A 17,248-nucleotide genomic window follows, 5' to 3' on the forward strand; every position below is an offset into this window, starting at 1 on the left:
TAAGCTTTTTTCTGGATTCCCGCCTGCGCGGGAATAACATAAAACACGCTTTAACCTATCCACACAACAATGCTTTACGGGAATGACATCAAAAATTCGATCCATACAAGAATTACATTGACTATATTACCACTTAATTATAAAAATATAAATAGTAAAGTCTAAAATTAATGCTATAAGAATTTTTTAATGTTAAAATAAAATTAATTATTATTTAGGGAAAAATATGGATAATTGTGAACTTAATACCAATTATATGTATTACATGTTAGAAGGACTTAGGGCGCAAATGGCTCCGACTCATTTAGGTATAAAAATTTTAAAAGAAGCCTTTGAAGATGAATCGTTAAAAGATAACGGTTATGCAAGAATTATGCATGCTTACCTGACCCTTTCCGAACGGATGCTCCGAAAATACGAAAAACCCAAATTTAATATTACCGAAACTATTATTGATAACGTAACTTATGGAATTGACGAAAAAGTTATTTTAAAAAAAACGTTTTGTGAATTAAAACATTTTTATAAAGTAGGCTGTAAGCAAGTAATGCCGAAATTGCTAATAATTGCGCCGATGGCTGGTCACCATGCTACTTTGCTGCGAGCAACAATACAGGAATTATTGCCGTATTGTGATGTATATATTACCGATTGGACAGATGCAAGTTACGTACCTGTAGAAGCCGGACGTTTTGATATGGATGATTTTATCGATTATACAATTGCGTTTATCAATTTTCTTGGACCTAATACCCATACTATGGCAGTTTGTCAACCCACAGTACCGTTACTTGCCGCTATTAGTATAATGTCGTCGGACAATCAACCTAATGTACCGAATTCAATGATTTTAATCGGCGGTCCGATTGATGCTAGAAAAAATCCGACAGCAGTTGATGAATTTGCTTTAAGCAAAAACCTAGAGTGGTTTTGTAAAACAGTTACAATGACCGTTCCGCCTAACTATCCCGGGCATGGTCGGAAAGTTTATCCGGGTTTTTTACAACTTGCCGGTTTTATTAGTCTAAATTTATCTCGCCATATAGATTCTCATCTAGAGTTATTACAAAATTTACTAAACGGAGATTATAAAAAAGCCGATCATACTATTAAATTTTATGATGAGTATTTAGCCCCTATGGATATGGCGGCAGAGTTTTACTTGCAAACTATCGAAGAAGTATTTCATGAATTTTCTTTAGCTCGTGGAAAATTAGTTTCCGAAGATCGTCATATTAATTTAAAAGATATTACCAAATGTGCTTTACTTGGGATAGAAGGAGAGCTTGACGATATCGCAGCCGTCGGTCAAACAAAAGCAGCGATAAAACTTTGTCAAAATATTCCGGATTCAATGAAGCAATATCATATGCAGAAAGGAGCGGGGCATTACGGAGTATTTAGCGGTAGTAAATTTAAGCAGTTCATCGTACCGGTTATTAAGGATTTTATATATACTCATGATAAAGCAAACGAAACTAAGAATAAGGCGAAGTAGATATTAAGTTGTAACGGTGTCATTTCCACCTTCTCGATGTCATTCCGGCAACGGCGTATGGGTGTCAACTTAAGGAGCAAAAACGTAAGCCGTCATTGCGAGCGACTGGAAGCTTTGTTGCATGGCTCGAATTTTTGATGTCATTCTAGCTAAAGGCGGGAATCTAGCCTTTTCTTTGTCATGCTGAACTTGTTTCAGCATCTCTTGCAGTAGATCCTGAAATAAATCCAGGATGACTATAATTTTCTAGATTCCCGCTTTCGCGGGAATGACACCCTTTTTATGGCAATTTCTAATCCATGCAACAATGCCGGCTTGACCACGGCATCCAGTCTTTTTATTAAGGCTTTTTCTGGATACCGTGGTCAAGCCCACTACTGTACGAACGTTGAAAAAAGGCTGTGTCATGCCGTGACTTGATCACGGCATCCAGGAAAATAAAGCCATATTAGACTTATTTTGAATCTTTTTATGATATTATAAGCTGGATTCCGTGGTCGTAGCCACGGAATGACAGAATTTTTACCTCTTTATTTAAACGTTCGTACAGTAGTGGGTCAAGCCACGGTATGACATCGTACTTGTATTAACCTTAATACACTAATTATGATATGTAACCATGGATTCCCGCCTTCGAGCCATGCAACAACGCCCCGCCTTTAGCTAGAATGACATACGAGAATAGGGAATGACGTAGAGGATAATGTAGTTTCAAACCACCAAAGTTAAAACTAACATTAACCCGACATAATTATTATTTTTAAATATTGCAAGGCAATTAGCGGGATTGTTAATATTTAATATTGCCACTTGCCATAACAACATTATTAAAGCAACCGAAATAGCAATATAATTAATATTATAATTAGCTATATTAGCGCTTAGAATGAATAATAATATAAAAATAATATAAAAACTATATAGCCAAAGCCTATAATTTTTATTTTCTAACCATCTTGCAAGAGACTTTACGCCTATTTTTTTATCATCGACCAAATCCATAAAGCCGTAAATCGTATCATAACCTACTGTCCAACTACAACATGCTATATACATAATAAAAGCTTGTATAGTGAGCTTATCTAATATCGCAGCATAGCCGATTAATACACCGAGATTAAAAGTTAATCCTAAAAATACTTGCGGGAAATTAGTAAAGCGTTTCATTAACGGATATAATATAATCATCACAAAGGCAAAAAAACCGATATATATAGCCGCTCTGTTCAATGATAATAAAATCAATAAGGCACAAACTAATAATATAATTAGTATGATTAAAGCGTCTTTAACGGTTAATAACCCGTTTGCTAAAGGTCTTTCTTTGCTCCTAGCAACATGTTTGTCATAATTCTTGTCAAATATATCGTTAATTACACAGCCTGCACTTCTTGTAATGATGCTACCCAAGAAAAATACCGGCACTAATTTTATTAATTCTACTATTGTAGGCTTAGCAAGTAATATCCCAAAAAGTGCAGGGAAAAATACTAATAGATAACCCGTAGGGCTATTTAGCCTCATCAGCTTCAAAGTAAGAAAGAATTTGTTTGGCATTTGCATAAGGTTGATATATTTTTGTTTACATTGAATCATCATTGCGAGGAGATTCGGGTGTTATTGCATGGCTCATAATTTACCGTATTATGGTTATTACAAGTACGGTGTCATACCGTGGCTTGACCACGGTATCCAGAAAAAATTTTAATAAAAAGACTGGATGCCGTGATCAAGTCACGGCATGACACCGTACACTTTGCAAAAATTCGAGCCATGCAACAACGTTGATTTGACCTCGGCATGACAGTATCAACAGACTATTTTAACACCAATATAACTATATTATGAAAGAATTTCCAAAGAATTATAATTTTTCTGAAAGTGAAAAAAAATTGCAACAATTTTGGCAAGAAAAGCAAATTTATGCTTATGACGAGAATATAGCTAAAGAAGAAACGTTTGTAGTAGACACTCCGCCGCCGACCGTTTCGGGACAACTACATATCGGTCATGTTTATAGCTATACGCAAACGGATTTTATCGTACGCTTTCAACGTATGCTAGGTAAAAATATTTTTTACCCGATGGGATTTGACGATAACGGTCTACCGACGGAACGTTTAGTAGAGAAGCAAAAAAAAATTAAAGCGTCTCACATGGATCGTGAACAATTTATTAAGGTTTGTGAGGAAGTAGTTAAAAGCGAAGAAGAAAAATTTAGAAATTTATTTAATCAAATCGCATTATCGGTAGATTGGAATTTAGAATATCAAACTATTAGTCCGTTATCTCGAAAAATATCGCAAATGTCTTTTTTAGATTTGGTACAAAAAGGCGAAGTCTATCGAAATAATCAACCTATTTTATGGGATCCGGTTGACGGGACGGCACTTGCGCAAGCCGATATTGAAGACATCGAGCAAACTTCACAAATGAATTATATTAACTTCAAAACTGAAAAGGGCGAACCGCTTACTATAGCCACCACGAGACCGGAGTTACTACCTGCTTGCGTAGCCGTATTTTATCACCCCGAAGATGAGAGATATAAACATTTAGCAGGTCAACTTTCCGTAACGCCGCTTTTTGATGTTAAAGTGCCTTTGCTTGCCGATCCTTTAGTACAACCAGATAAAGGCACAGGGCTTGTAATGTGCTGTACTTTCGGCGATCAAACCGATATAACTTGGTGGAAAACTCATAAACTACCTTTAAAAATTATTATTACTAAAAAAGGTATTATAGATTTTCCTCATGATTCGATTCAGATAGACGGCTTGAAAATAAAAGAAGCCCGCGAGAAAATTATTAATATTTTAAAAGAGCAAAATCTACTTATAAAACAGGTGGATATTACCCATACCGTAAAATGTGCGGAGCGTTCCGGCGCACCTCTTGAAATACTCACCGTGCCGCAATGGTTTGTTCGGACAATAGACCATAAAGAGGAATTGCTTAAGCGAGCAAATGAATTAAATTGGCACCCTAAAAATATGAAAATTCGTTTAGAGAATTGGATTAACTCCATAGCCTTCGATTGGTGTATAAGCCGCCAGCGTTATTTCGGCGTTCCTTTTCCGGTTTGGTATTCCAAAAAACCCGGTGAAGAAGGAAAAGTTTTATTTGCCGATATTTCGCAATTGCCCGTTGATCCTTTAAAAGATTTACCTCTTGGATATTTAAGCCACGAAGTAGAACCGGATTACGACGTAATGGATACCTGGGCGACAAGCTCGGTTTCACCGCAACTTTCAACTCATGGCATTTCTGATAATTTAGCTGTTAACGGAGATAGGCACGCCAAATTATTCCCGATGGATTTAAGGCCGCAAGCTCATGAAATAATTAGAACATGGGCATTTTATACTATTTTAAAAGCGCATTTACATCAAAATACTTTGCCGTGGAAAAATATTATGGTTAGCGGTTGGTGCTTGGCGGAAGATCGCAGTAAAATGTCAAAATCCAAAGGCAATGTTTTAGTACCTGAAAAGCTGTTAGAGCAGTACGGCTCTGACGTGATTCGTTACTGGTCGGCAAATTCAAAACTTGGAGCTGATACTGCTTATTCCGAAGACGTAATGAAAAACGGCAAACGGCTAGTTAACAAGCTATGGAACGCCGCTAAATTCGTCTCTATTCATTTTGATAAATTAGAGGAAAAAGATAAAAATAGCGATCTTTTAAAAGTAAGCGAAAAAATTACTCATGATTTAGATAAATGGATGATTAACAAGCTAATAGAGTTAATCAAACAAGCAACAATTGAGATGCAGAATTACGAATATGCAAATGCTATGCATTTAATAGAAAAATTCTTTTGGTCGGTATTTTGTGATAATTACCTAGAAATTAGTAAAGCTAGAAGTTATAACGAAGATAATAAAAACCCTACTGGACAGTGTAGTGCTATCTTAACACTTTATCATGTAATGCAAGTTTTATTAAAGCTATTTGCACCTTTTTTACCTCATATTACCGAGGAAATTTATCAGCTTTTATATAGCACCGGTTCTTCGATACATGAAAAAGGTAACTGGTCGAAATATGATAATTTAAACTATATTATAGATTCAAAACAGGCAGAAGGTTTATTAGAAATCCTGGATATAGTACGCAAATTTAAAGCCGAAAAAAATCTTTCAATTAAGGCGCCTATTAAATTACTTGAAGTTAAAGGTATAAATTTGTCGCCTGATTTAACCGAAGATTTAAAAAGCGTAACCTCAGCAGAATTTATAAAATATTATTTACAAGAAGGTGGAATTGTAGTTAACATTATTTTATAAAATAAATATAAATTATGTTTATCAATAGAAAATTTAATAGACGTAAAAATACTTTACCTACCAAATTTGTAGGGATAATTATTATTATTTTTGCTTTTTGGGCTTATTATACTTACGTAAGGGAACATAATTGGCGATACGTCACACCTACGGATAAACAGGTAAAAAGTTATGAGATTAGTGAATCCACAGCGCTTAATCTTTACCAATTAATGAAAGACACTCATGAAATACTTACTAAATATCAAATAGAATATTGGATTAAAAGCGGTACTTTACTCGGAGCGGTAAGGCATCAAGGTATAATCCCGTTTGATGATGATTTAGATATCGGCATAATGCATGATGATGAAATAAGGCTACAAAAAATATTACCGGAGTTTGAAAAACTCGGATATAATATTGAGTATAATAAAATTTACAGTATATGTAAAAAAAGCTGCTTAGATATTTTTATATTTCACCAAGAAGATAATAAATTTATATATACTAACAGGAATATACGTAATAAATTTCCATTTGATTTCTTCTATGATAATGAATTATTCCCGCTAAAAAAATATCAATTCGGTAGCATAGAGGTTTACGGTCCCCAAAATCCTCAAGAGAATTTGGATAGGCAATATCCGGAGTGGGATAAATATGTAGTTATACAACAACCTCATAGTAATCATCTTTCTTTTTTAACCAATATCGACAAAAGAACAAAATTTATATTAACCCCTGAATTATTAAAACCCGCTATGCCTTCGGGTCCTCTAGAGGATAGGGTAGATTGGTAGGGAAGTACTATGTCATTCCCGTGAAAACTAGGCGTTGTTGCATGGCTACCGGAATCGTCATTGCGAGGAGGCATTTATGCCGACGCGGCAATCCAGAAAAATACTTTTAAGTCATATTTATTTCAGGATCCACTACAAGAGATGCGCAAAACTTGTTCAGCATGACAAAGTAAAGCCTGGATTCCCGCCTGCGCGGGAATGACATACGGCACTTTTTTAGAGCCATGCAACAACGCCGTCATAGCCACGGTATGACAATGATTTTTACCCTTTTAATATAAAACACTAAATAAAAAAATATGCATTATCTCTTATTACTCTTAATAATTAGTTATTTTACTTTTTTCGGTTTATTTATTTTGTTTTATATAAAAATTAAAACCTTGAAAGTGCAGCTACAATTCTTAACTGATCAAAATCTAGAAATTAACAATAATAATCAATTACTGAATCAGGAAAAAATAGCTCATTTGCAGATGATAGAACAGCTTAACTGCAGAATAGAGTATCAAGAGCAGACTATTAAGGATTCTGAGAGAATAAGAAGCGAATCATTTTCATCCGCCAAAGCTGCCTTGTTCGACCTTGGTAAAGATTTATCTAAGCAATTAATCGAAATACATAAAATGGAAAATACGGCAGCAAGGGAGCTTTCGGAGAAAAATATTGCTACTGCTTCAGGAAAATTTAATAGCGAGTTTGAGCGGTTAATTACGATGGTAGGAGCGCTAAATAAAGATATCGAGCAGTCAAAAGGAACTGTTGATTTAATTAAACAGTCGCTACTTTCTCCTATCGGCGCAGGGCTACTTGCCGAGATTACATTAGAGAATATTTTGAAATCATCGGGCTTACGCCCTAACTTAGATTTCATTATTCAATACGGCTTAACAACGCAAGATAACGCACGACTCAGACCTGACGCGTTGATTTTCCTTCCTTCCGGTAATTTAATGGTTATTGACGCTAAAGCCTCTAAATTTCTAGTAGATGAGCAAAATCCGGCAAATCTTAGCAAGACTATGAATTACCATTTGAAATCTCTTGCTAATAAAGATTATGCCGAAAATATTTTAGCCAGCCTACATAGTAAAGAAGAAAATTATAATAATATTATAACTTTAATGTTTTTACCTACCGAACAAGCCGTAGAGAAAATCCTTGCCGCCGATCCCGATTTCTTACAAAAAGCTTGGACAAATAATATATTTCCGGTAGGCCCTAGCGGGATTATGAATATGCTATCATTTGCAAGATTTCAAATTACCGATCATCGTCGTTCAGAAAACTATAAGGTTATTATAGAAGAAGTCAGGAAGTTATTAGGTTCAATAGCTACTATAGCTGATTATTCCCAAAAGATCGGTAATAATTTACAAAATATGGTTACTAATTACGATAAATTTGCCGGTTCATTTAATCGTAATTTTATTTCGCGTGTAAAAAATATTCAGAAACTCGGTATTGAAGGCGGCAATAAAACTCTCCCACAAGCGCTAGAGCGTTATCAAATTGTTTCCTCAAAATCGGAAATTATCGAGGTTGAAGCAAGTGACGCTATCGAGCAAATAGAAGAAGTAAAATAGTTTGGGAGGGAGGTATTATTAGGTAGCTAATCGTCATTGCGAGGAGGCATTGCTCGCGTGGATACCTAAAACGTCAGCGAGCCGCTGCAAGCATTGTTGCAATGACGATTCTGATAGCCACGCAACAACGCTAAAGCCGTCTCGCAATGACGAGTTTTTTGCGGTAATTTCTGATCCACACAGATACACATCAAAAACTTAAATTTATTCCAAATTGACGTTACTAAACCGATTTCGCTAAAGCTAAATAATTTTGCGGTGAGAGATTTTCGGCTCGATAATTACCGTCAATTTTTAATTCTAAAAGTAATTCGTTAATTTTAGGAGTAAGATTCTTCAAAGACGACTTAATCATTTTACGCCTTCCGGAAAATGCTAATCTCGTTATTAATTCCACTTTATTTATTAAATCAAGAGGCAGTAAAATTTTCAAAGGCACCAGCTTAACTACGCCCGAATATATTTTAGGCGGCGGATAGAAAGCTGCAGGAGCCACATCAAAACATTTTTCTGCCTTAGCAATTAATTGACAGATAACTGATAATCTGCCGTAGGCTTTTGTACTCGGCAAAACGCAAATCCTTTCTACGACTTCTTTTTGCAGCATAAGGGTCATGCTATTTATTAATTCCGCCTGTTTTAGCCATCTAATAACTAATTCAGTACCTATATTATACGGTAAATTAGATATAATAGTTATTTTGTTACCCTGCGATAAGGCTGATTTGACTATAAACAAATCAGCTAAATTAATTTTAAGCGCATCCCCTTGGATAATATTCAAAGCAGGGTAACTTTTTCTAATCTCTTCTAGTAACGGGATACATCTATTATCGGTTTCAATGACGGTTAAGGATTTAGGATTTTTCTGCAATATCGATCTAGTCAAACCTGCCGTACCCGGACCGATTTCTAAAATATAGGCATTTTCTTCAAGACCGGATACGCGGACGATCTTATCACACAAGCTGCTATCAAAAATAAAATTTTGTCCGTATCTTTTAAGAGCGATAATATTATGAGCTGCAGCATGTTTGGATATTGAAGGTAACATAGTCTACGACGGTAGCATTATTTTTATGTAAGCTTTTTTATGTAAATTATCAAAAAACTTCTGAGCTTTTTGTGATACTTTTTTATTTGTTAAAAAATTTACTACGTAATTATTTTCGTCTTCACTGACATTTAAGATTTTTTTATTACATATTAATATTATTTGAAATTTATCGTTCCTTTCAAAAACACTACTTGCCTGATCTATATTTAAATCTTTAGTAATGGTTTGCAAAATTCCGTCTAAACTATTCAGTTTTCCGTCAAACGGCTCCATAATAGCAAAATTCTCATACATAGATTTCTTGACCTCGGCACATCTTTTTAAACGCTTTTTTAAATTATACATTTTCGTAAGTGTTTTATTATCCTTACCCTTTGCGGTAAAAATTTGCATTGAAATTTCTGCATCTTTCATATTACTCGATAAGATTGTCGCGTCTATTTCCTTGCTACTAATATTTATCGATCTCGATAAGCCGGATAAAATATTCATCTTAACCAATTCGCCTTTAATTTGTGAGATAAAACTATTGGTGTCGACCGATCTACTTTTAAGATATTGCAGAAGGTAGCCTTTCGGCATTTTATTACGCTCTTCAATGGTTCTTATAGCATTCTCTACTTCTTCCTCAGGAATAGTTTTATCTTTAGTATATTGAAAAAGTAGCGCCTCATCAATTAGGCTTTTGATTGCCAAATTGCTAAGCTGCTTATCTTGCGCAGCATTCACGCTTTCAACGTTATTTAATGCCATAATCATTTTCTTACGCGCACGAAACTCGTTTAAAGTAATCGGCTCGTTATTCACTAGCGCAACTATATTCGGTAATTCTGCCTTTGCTATATTTAAAGTTAAAAAAACAGTAATTATAAACAATAATTTTTTCATATTTTTAAACTCACATATTTAATATTTTTAAACCGATAGAAACACTCCAAGAGGAAGTAGTTTTTTTTATCCCACGACTTGCATCCACCATATAATCGGAAGAAATTTTTGCAGCAATTCTAACACAATCTTTAAAATATGTCACTTTAATAGTTCTTGAAAGTAATTGCGGTTTTTTTGTCGATATATCGACGCGTCCGCCGAAACCGACTAACCAATTTTCCGTTAACCGATACCCTAAATCTCCATAAAATTGCCTTACTCTATTATTAGAGAGTTCTCTATTTTCTATACTATAATATTTTTTAAGATTTGTAAGCTGAATAAAGCTGCCAGCAATATTAATTTTACTATTTTGAAAATTACTGCCTATTTCATCGCGAATAGGTTTCAGATTCTCGTCTTTCCTAAAACTATAAAATAATTCAAATTGCTCTAAAAATCTTGCTGAAATTTTCCCGACATTTTCGGTATTATGAACGGATTGATCAATACTATATTTAGTATTTTTCGACTGCCCTAAAAATAAACCTAAATAATTTTCATATTTAGATATAGTAGTATTAAGTCCATAATTCAATCTATTACCGAATTCATGACAATCAATCCCGCTATAACGATTTGAATAGAATATATTCTTCTCCGACAATTCATATTTATTAGGATCAATGATAATAAATTGATTATCTCGGCGTTGCAATTTTCGCCCCACCGTAAAAGAGGCTATGGGTTCGGTAAGTAAAGTAATATTATTAGCAATAACTCCCGCTAACGGATAACGCCAGACGGTTTGAAATTCCGGTATGTTTCTAGCCAGAGTTTTTTGATCTCTAATTTTATTTAGATACTCATGTCGAATAAAATAAAAATCCTCTCTATCTTTCAGAGCAAAACTAAAAATCTGTCCGGAAGGGGTTAATAAATTATGGACAAAAGATAATTGCAACGAAGTCCTAGCAAGCTGTTTGCCTATTCTTTCCTTGTATAGTAAAGTATTATTTTCGATAACAAAATAGCTAGTCTCATTATCGTTTAAGTTAATAACGTTTTTTGTAATAATTTTAGGAAGAATTAAAGGATCGGTAGCACTACTATCATTAGCACCGAGTCCTTGAAGGTCTATAGCTTCGACCACTAAATAATTAGCATCGTGAATTTTATTTAAAAATACTTTAGAAGTTAAATAAGAACTATAATTATCATAATAGTTCTTTAAATATGCTTTATCAGAAGTGCGCTCTAATTTAAATCCGTAAGCATATTCTTTATTAATAAAATTACCGCTTGTTACATAATGATAGCCGTTAACTTTTTCATTTTTTATTTTTTGACCGTTTTTTTCTAAAAAATACGGTAAGTTACCGTAATTACCTTCAAAAATTATAGAATCCGTACTATTAAAACGATAACGCCCCTCAAGTTCAAAAATTTGATATTTTTGGAAAATTCTAGGAGTTAAAGTAAAATCCATATTAGGCTTTGCTCGATAATATAGAGGTATACCTAAACCTTCATTTTTTATACTAGGAATTAATATACCGGAACTGGCCGGAGCCGAAGGAGTAGGATGTGCAAAATACGGTAAATATATAATCGGTACGCCGTATACCTCAAAAAACATATTCCTGTAAGTTATCCTATTTGCATCAAAATCAACATAGGTATCTTTGGCAGAAATCTGCCAAATAGGGTTTTTATTGCAAGTAATTTCACAGGGCGTAAATTTACTATAATAAAGGCGAGCTTTGTTTTCATCAATCCTTTCAGCGAGCTTTGATACTAAAAGAGTATTATCACCGAAAAATAAAATAAAATCCGAAATCACTCCGGTTTTAAATTTATCCTTTAAAACTACTTTTTCACCTATAATAATTTTATTTTTTTCGTCTTTGACTTTAACATTTCCTTCTGCCCACAAAATATCATTTTCTATATCGTAAAGTAAATTATCCGCCGTTAACAAATAATTATTCAGAGTGATGCTAATATTACCTTTAGCGTATATTAACTTTTCACTTTCATTATATTCAATAAAATCGGCAGCTACATTATCTATTTTAACGCCCTTAGCCTGTCTAATCGCACTCGAAAAACCTATAACCGGAAATATGATAATGATAATTAATAAGCTGCATACAAGACGCATTTAATATTACTCAAGATATAATTAATAGTGGAAAATAATAGCAAGCTATATTAAATATATCAAAGTAATTATAAAAGATTATAAAAATTTACTTGCTCTTGTTAGGTATAGACTAGTATTCTAAAATAAATGCTTGTCATTCCTGCACTGTTGAGGCGTTGTTGCATGGCTCGTAATTTACCGTATTATGGTTATTACAAGTATGGTGTCATACCGTGGCTTGACACCGCGGTACTTTTAAAAAATACCCGAAATATAGCAATTTCTGATCCATATCACAATGCCAGCTCGCAATGACGGGGTTTTGCGTTAATTTCAATCCACGTAACAATGTACCATTTTAAGTAATATTACCATGCTAGATAATTTTATCGATAATCAATCGGCTAAAGAGTTTTCCGTTAGTGAGATTTCTAATAAAATTAAAGAATTATTAGAAAGTAATTTCGGTTATGTTAGAGTAAAAGGGGAAATTTCCGGTCTTAAAATAGCTAGTTCAGGTCACGGTTACTTTAATTTAAAAGAAAATACGGCTATTTTAGCTTGCACTTGTTGGCGTCCCACTCTTGCTAAAATTAAATTTCCGTTGACGGATGGAATGGAAGTAGTCATCAGCGGCAAACTATCCGGCTATTCAGGTAATTCACGCTATCAATTATCGGTAGATAACCTTGAGCCGGCGGGTCTTGGCGCCATGATGCAAATTTTAAATGAACGTAAAGCACGATTAGAGAAAGAAGGTTTATTTAATAAGGTAAGAAAAAAATTGCCTTTCTTACCGACTAAAATCGGTGTTGTTACGTCAATAACCGGCGCGGTTATAAAAGATATCATTCACCGAATTACCGACCGTTTCCCGTCCCGCATAATAATATGGCCCGTTAGTGTACAAGGGGAAAATGCCGGCAATGAAATTGCCGAGGCTATAGAAGGATTTAATAATTTAGAAGAAGTAAATAAACCGGACGTAATAATTGTTGCTCGAGGCGGCGGCTCAATAGAAGATCTTTGGTCTTTTAACGATGAGATATTAGTACGAGCTACTTTTAACTCAGAAATTCCTATTATTTCAGCAGTCGGTCATGAGGTAGATTATACTTTAATTGACCTAGCTGCCGATAAAAGAGCGCCTACCCCGACTGCGGCAGCCGAATTTGCCGTACCGGTACTTTCTATTTTAAATTATACGTTACAATCTCACTTGCATGTTTTACTAAGCCGTATTAATCAATTAATTAAATATCAACAACAACATATTTCTAACTATAACAAAATACATAGATATTTTGTAAATTATATTAATAATAAACAACAACTACTTGATGAAGTAGGTTTTAATTTAATAGATTCCTTACCTTATTTGATTAATAAAAAACAAATAAAACTTGAATCTTTTACAAAAGATAGGATTAATCCCGTTAAAATAATTACTTATAAATTATTAGAATTGACACATCAAACCGGTTATATGATAAAATCAATCGATAATAGTTTGAAAAATTTTGAATATAAACTAACGTTAAATAGTTCACTTCTAACAAGCTTAGATTATAATAATGTACTTAAACGCGGCTTTACTATCATTAAAAGTGAAAACGGTAAATTTTTATCTTCAAAAGCTGTGGCAGAAACTAAAGAAAAATTTAGTATTAATTTTTTTGACGGCGAAATTAAAGTGATTAGAGACACAAAATGTCATTCCGTGACTTGATCGGTGTTGTTGCATGGATGGTTAAAAACGCTCTCGATGTCATTCTAGCTAAAGGCGGGAATCCAGAAAATACTTAAAATAAGCAAAATTATATAATAAATTACTATTTAATTTGCTCCTATTAACTTTCTAGATTCCCGCCTTTAGCTAGAATGACATCGAAAATTCGAGCCAGGCAACAAGGCCCGCAGGTGGAAACAATTAACTATAATTTAAATTATACAGAGATTGATATATGAGAATAAAAATTTTTAAACTCTTTGTGTTTATATTGATTATTTTAAAAAATTTCTATGCTTTAAGTGAAGCCGTACCCGGTCAACCTTTACAAAGTCAACCTTCTATCGCAAATCCATCGACTATAGAATGTAACGATGTACCGGATAAGAAAACTTTAATAAACGGTTGGTACACAAATATCCCTTATCAATATATTACTACTACTCCGAACGGCAATATTAACGTCGCCGGCATGGATATTGAATTAATTAATGCTTTTGCTAAAAAAGCGGAAATTAGTATAGTTAAGGAAGAAAATAATTGGTTTCAAAACCAATTAGATATCGAACAAGGCACATTAGATATGGCAAGCGGAGCTACTTATACTATAGAAAGAAGTGAATATGCTTATTTCTCAAAGCCTTACAGGTCAGAAGAACTTTCACTATTTATTATCGATCCACTCGCAAAAAAACTAAATTTTCAAAACATTAATCAGTTTATGGCGCAAATACGTTTATTTAATCTTCATCTTGGCGTGATTAAAGGTAACGTATACGGTCTTCCGGAATTTACCGATTTTCTACAAAGTGAAAAAAATAGCGATATAATTACTGTATATCAAAATGATATGGAATTAGTTAACGGACTTATGACAAAAGAAATTGACGGGTTTGTTAGCGATAGAATAGTCGGCGCCGTAAATATTTTGAATGCGAAAGTTGAGCAAAAAATAACGGAAGTTCCTTTAAATATAAAAACACCGATACATTTAATGTTTAGTAAAAAAACCGTATCTTTAAATGTAGTACAAAAATTTAATTATGCAATAGACGCATTTATTACTAGCAATGAATATAAGAAAATTACAAAAACTTACCTGTATCATATTTTATTACCTAAATCTATCGACTCTAGATGGTGTCATATTATCGTTATGATCGGAAGTTTAGCTTTTGCAGTTTCGGGTATTATAATAGGCGCTAAGAATAATACTACTTTATTCGGTACTTTTTTATTTGCAATATTACCGTCTATTAGCAGCTGTATTATACTTGATTTAATAGTAAATCATGATACGGGACATTTAAATTTTGATTTTACTCCCTTTTATTTTTACTATGTCTTTATATCCGTATTAATCAGTTTTACCGCTATTAAACTATTTAGCTCTTACAATAAACAAGTTTATGAAGATAGTTTTTTAGATCAAGTATTTATTAATATTCTTGCTATTTGTGATGCATTTGGGCAAGCAAGTTTTGTAGTTATCGGCATTGTCATGATTATTATACAAAAAATTGAACCGCTTGGATTTTGGGGACCGTTTTTCGCCTGTATAACTGCCAATAGCGGCGTAATATTCCGAGATTTTATCAGCGGAGGACAATTTACCAAAGGAGTCCCGAAAGGTCTAACTATTGAAATATCAATATTATGGGGGGTATGTTTTAGCGTATTACTTGATATATACGGCTCAAACCCTGATTATAATACAATAGAATATTCTATGATGGCGGTAATTGCCGGAGCATTTTTTACTCATCTTTTAGTTTATTATTTCAGTTTCCCGGAATGGAGATTTCGTAATGACAAAATAACGGAAGAAAATACGGCAGGGCAGAAATGAAGAGAGCTATAAAAAATGAAGTATATGTAAGTGTAACTTGAAGAGTTTTCATACCGTGGCTTGACCCACTACTGTACGAACGTTGAAAAAAGGCTGTGTCATGCCGTGACTTGATCACGGCATCCAGGAAAATAAAGCCATATTAGACTTATTTTAGAATCTTTTTATGATATTATAAGCTGGATGCCGTGATCAAGTCACGGCATGACACAGCCTTTTTTCAACGTTCGTACAGTAGTGGGCTTGACCATGGTATGACATCGTACTTGTAATAACCATAATACGATAATTATGATCCACGCAACAGCACCTTCCCGTGCAGGCGGAGCGTTGTTGCATGGCTCGATAAAAGCAGCAATATCTTCCCGCAAGAATGGGTTTCAATAATTACACTACAGAGCAAAAATGAAAATAGCCGCTTGGAATATTAACTCCATAAAAATAAGACTTGAGCATTTACGTAATTTTTTAACCGAAGTAAATCCTGATATTTTATTATTACAAGAAATAAAGTGCGAAACCGATAATTTTCCGTTTAACGAACTATCTGATCTACCGTATAACTTTTATGTTCACGGACAAAAATCATATAACGGCGTTGCTATTTTATCTAAATTTCCCGCGGACGAAGTAATAAAGGATTTTCCTGATAATTATTGCTCTGATCAATCAAGATTTTTGGAAATTAACGTATCCACTCCCATTGGTTTTTGCAAAGTAATTTCATTATACGCTCCTAACGGCTCGCTAGTCGGTAGCGATAAATTTGAAGCAAAACTAAAATTTTATGATAGCTTTATTAAATATTTATCCTTGCAAAAATCTTTTGAAGAACAAATCATCATAGGCGGAGACTTTAATATTGCACCGTTTGATATTGATGTATATTCTCCGAGTATACTTACCGACACTACTTGCTTTACTCTACAAGAACAAAAAAAATTCCGAACAATCTTAAATTTAGGGTTTGAAGATTTATATAGATTCGGAAACCCTAATACTCAAGAATTTTCCTGGTGGGATTATAGAGCCGGATGCTTTGAGCAAAATAGAGGTATGCGTATTGACATGCTACTTGGCTCTAACGGTGCGGTTGACTATTTAGACAATTGTTATATGGATTATAGTTTAAGGGCTAAAGTAAAGCCTTCTGATCATATACCGATAGTGGCGAGTTTTCACAGGACGAAGTAATAACATCATTACGATGAGGCACAGGCATTGTTGCATGGCTCATAATTTACCGTATTAATACGGTTATTATAAGTACGGTGTCATACCGTGGCATGACAAACGCTTTGCAAAAATTCGAGCCATGCAACAACGCCTGCATCTCCCTAGCTCAGACATTTAACGATCCAAGACCTCCACGCAATAATGCCGCGCGGGAATGACATCCGCAGCGTTTTTTATCGATCCACACAATTAACATTAAATAGGAT

The 17,248-nt window shown here is 34.0% G+C and carries 15 protein-coding genes; 8 read left to right on the top strand and 7 right to left on the bottom strand.

Annotation, left to right across the window (positions count from 1 at the left end; genetic code table 11):
- Positions 1–226: 226 nt before the first annotated feature.
- Positions 227–1,498: a polyhydroxyalkanoate depolymerase gene (locus tag AAHM91_RS08790; RefSeq protein ID WP_342270533.1), complete on the top strand. Its 1,272-nt coding sequence runs from the start codon at positions 227–229 to the stop codon at positions 1,496–1,498.
- A 69-nt stretch (positions 1,499–1,567) separates the two neighbouring features.
- On the opposite strand, the gene AAHM91_RS08795 is transcribed toward AAHM91_RS08790, so the two are convergent.
- From AAHM91_RS08795 to ubiA, 3 genes are all read right to left on the bottom strand, one after another.
- Positions 1,568–1,699 (bottom strand): hypothetical protein, encoded by a 132-nt coding sequence (locus AAHM91_RS08795; RefSeq protein ID WP_341793640.1) that lies wholly within the window; start codon positions 1,697–1,699, stop codon positions 1,568–1,570.
- A 45-nt stretch (positions 1,700–1,744) separates the two neighbouring features.
- Positions 1,745–1,906 carry a hypothetical protein gene (locus tag AAHM91_RS08800; protein WP_341793639.1) on the bottom strand — a complete coding sequence of 54 codons (162 nt, stop codon included), beginning with the start codon at positions 1,904–1,906 and terminating at the stop codon, positions 1,745–1,747.
- Positions 1,907–2,209: 303 nt separating this feature from the next.
- Positions 2,210–3,061: a 4-hydroxybenzoate octaprenyltransferase gene (gene ubiA, locus AAHM91_RS08805; RefSeq protein WP_342270534.1), complete on the bottom strand. Its 852-nt coding sequence runs from the start codon at positions 3,059–3,061 to the stop codon at positions 2,210–2,212.
- Positions 3,062–3,342: 281 nt separating this feature from the next.
- On the opposite strand from ubiA, the gene AAHM91_RS08810 reads away from it, so the two are divergent.
- From AAHM91_RS08810 to AAHM91_RS08820, 3 genes are all read left to right on the top strand, one after another.
- Positions 3,343–5,787, top strand: coding sequence for a valine--tRNA ligase (locus tag AAHM91_RS08810; RefSeq protein WP_342270535.1), 2,445 nt, complete (start codon positions 3,343–3,345; stop codon positions 5,785–5,787).
- Positions 5,788–5,801: 14 nt separating this feature from the next.
- On the top strand, positions 5,802–6,569 hold the full coding sequence (locus AAHM91_RS08815) for a LicD family protein (protein WP_342270536.1): 768 nt from the start codon (positions 5,802–5,804) through the stop codon (positions 6,567–6,569).
- A 299-nt stretch (positions 6,570–6,868) separates the two neighbouring features.
- Entirely contained in the window at positions 6,869–8,155 is a 1,287-nt protein-coding gene (locus tag AAHM91_RS08820; RefSeq protein ID WP_342270537.1) for a DNA recombination protein RmuC, read from the top strand.
- A 223-nt stretch (positions 8,156–8,378) separates the two neighbouring features.
- On the opposite strand, the gene rsmA is transcribed toward AAHM91_RS08820, so the two are convergent.
- The 3 genes from rsmA to AAHM91_RS08835 are packed head-to-tail and all read right to left on the bottom strand — an operon-like array spanning position 8,379 to position 12,246.
- Positions 8,379–9,209 (bottom strand): 16S rRNA (adenine(1518)-N(6)/adenine(1519)-N(6))-dimethyltransferase RsmA, encoded by an 831-nt coding sequence (gene rsmA / locus AAHM91_RS08825; protein WP_342270538.1) that lies wholly within the window; start codon positions 9,207–9,209, stop codon positions 8,379–8,381.
- Positions 9,210–9,212: 3 nt separating this feature from the next.
- Positions 9,213–10,100 carry a SurA N-terminal domain-containing protein gene (locus tag AAHM91_RS08830; RefSeq protein ID WP_342270539.1) on the bottom strand — a complete coding sequence of 296 codons (888 nt, stop codon included), beginning with the start codon at positions 10,098–10,100 and terminating at the stop codon, positions 9,213–9,215.
- A gap of 10 nt (positions 10,101–10,110) precedes the next feature.
- Positions 10,111–12,246 (bottom strand): LPS-assembly protein LptD, encoded by a 2,136-nt coding sequence (locus AAHM91_RS08835; RefSeq protein ID WP_342270540.1) that lies wholly within the window; start codon positions 12,244–12,246, stop codon positions 10,111–10,113.
- A 165-nt stretch (positions 12,247–12,411) separates the two neighbouring features.
- Here AAHM91_RS08835 and AAHM91_RS08840 point away from each other — a divergent pair, with 165 nt between their 5' ends.
- The 3 genes from AAHM91_RS08840 (at position 12,412) to AAHM91_RS08850 (ending at position 15,806) form a co-directional block, all read left to right on the top strand.
- The gene (locus AAHM91_RS08840; protein WP_342270541.1) at positions 12,412–12,543 is read left to right on the top strand and encodes a hypothetical protein; all 132 of its coding nucleotides are present in this window, start codon (positions 12,412–12,414) and stop codon (positions 12,541–12,543) included.
- A 58-nt stretch (positions 12,544–12,601) separates the two neighbouring features.
- Complete coding sequence (gene xseA, locus AAHM91_RS08845) at positions 12,602–13,957, top strand: exodeoxyribonuclease VII large subunit (RefSeq protein WP_253308054.1); 1,356 nt, start codon at positions 12,602–12,604, stop codon at positions 13,955–13,957.
- A gap of 262 nt (positions 13,958–14,219) precedes the next feature.
- Positions 14,220–15,806 (top strand): transporter substrate-binding domain-containing protein, encoded by a 1,587-nt coding sequence (locus AAHM91_RS08850; protein ID WP_342270542.1) that lies wholly within the window; start codon positions 14,220–14,222, stop codon positions 15,804–15,806.
- Here the strand turns inward: AAHM91_RS08850 and AAHM91_RS08855 are convergent.
- A complete protein-coding gene (locus AAHM91_RS08855) occupies positions 15,739–15,924 on the bottom strand; it encodes a hypothetical protein (RefSeq protein ID WP_342270543.1) in 186 nt (61 codons plus the stop codon). The two genes, AAHM91_RS08850 and AAHM91_RS08855, sit on opposite strands and share 68 nt — an antisense overlap.
- 287 nt (positions 15,925–16,211) lie before the next feature.
- Between AAHM91_RS08855 and xth the strand changes: the two genes are divergently transcribed.
- Entirely contained in the window at positions 16,212–17,000 is a 789-nt protein-coding gene (gene xth, locus AAHM91_RS08860; protein WP_253308056.1) for an exodeoxyribonuclease III, read from the top strand.
- Positions 17,001–17,248: the final 248 nt, after the last annotated feature.

Source organism: Rickettsia endosymbiont of Orchestes rusci, from assembly GCF_964030945.1.
Classification (GTDB): Bacteria; Pseudomonadota; Alphaproteobacteria; order Rickettsiales; family Rickettsiaceae; genus Rickettsia.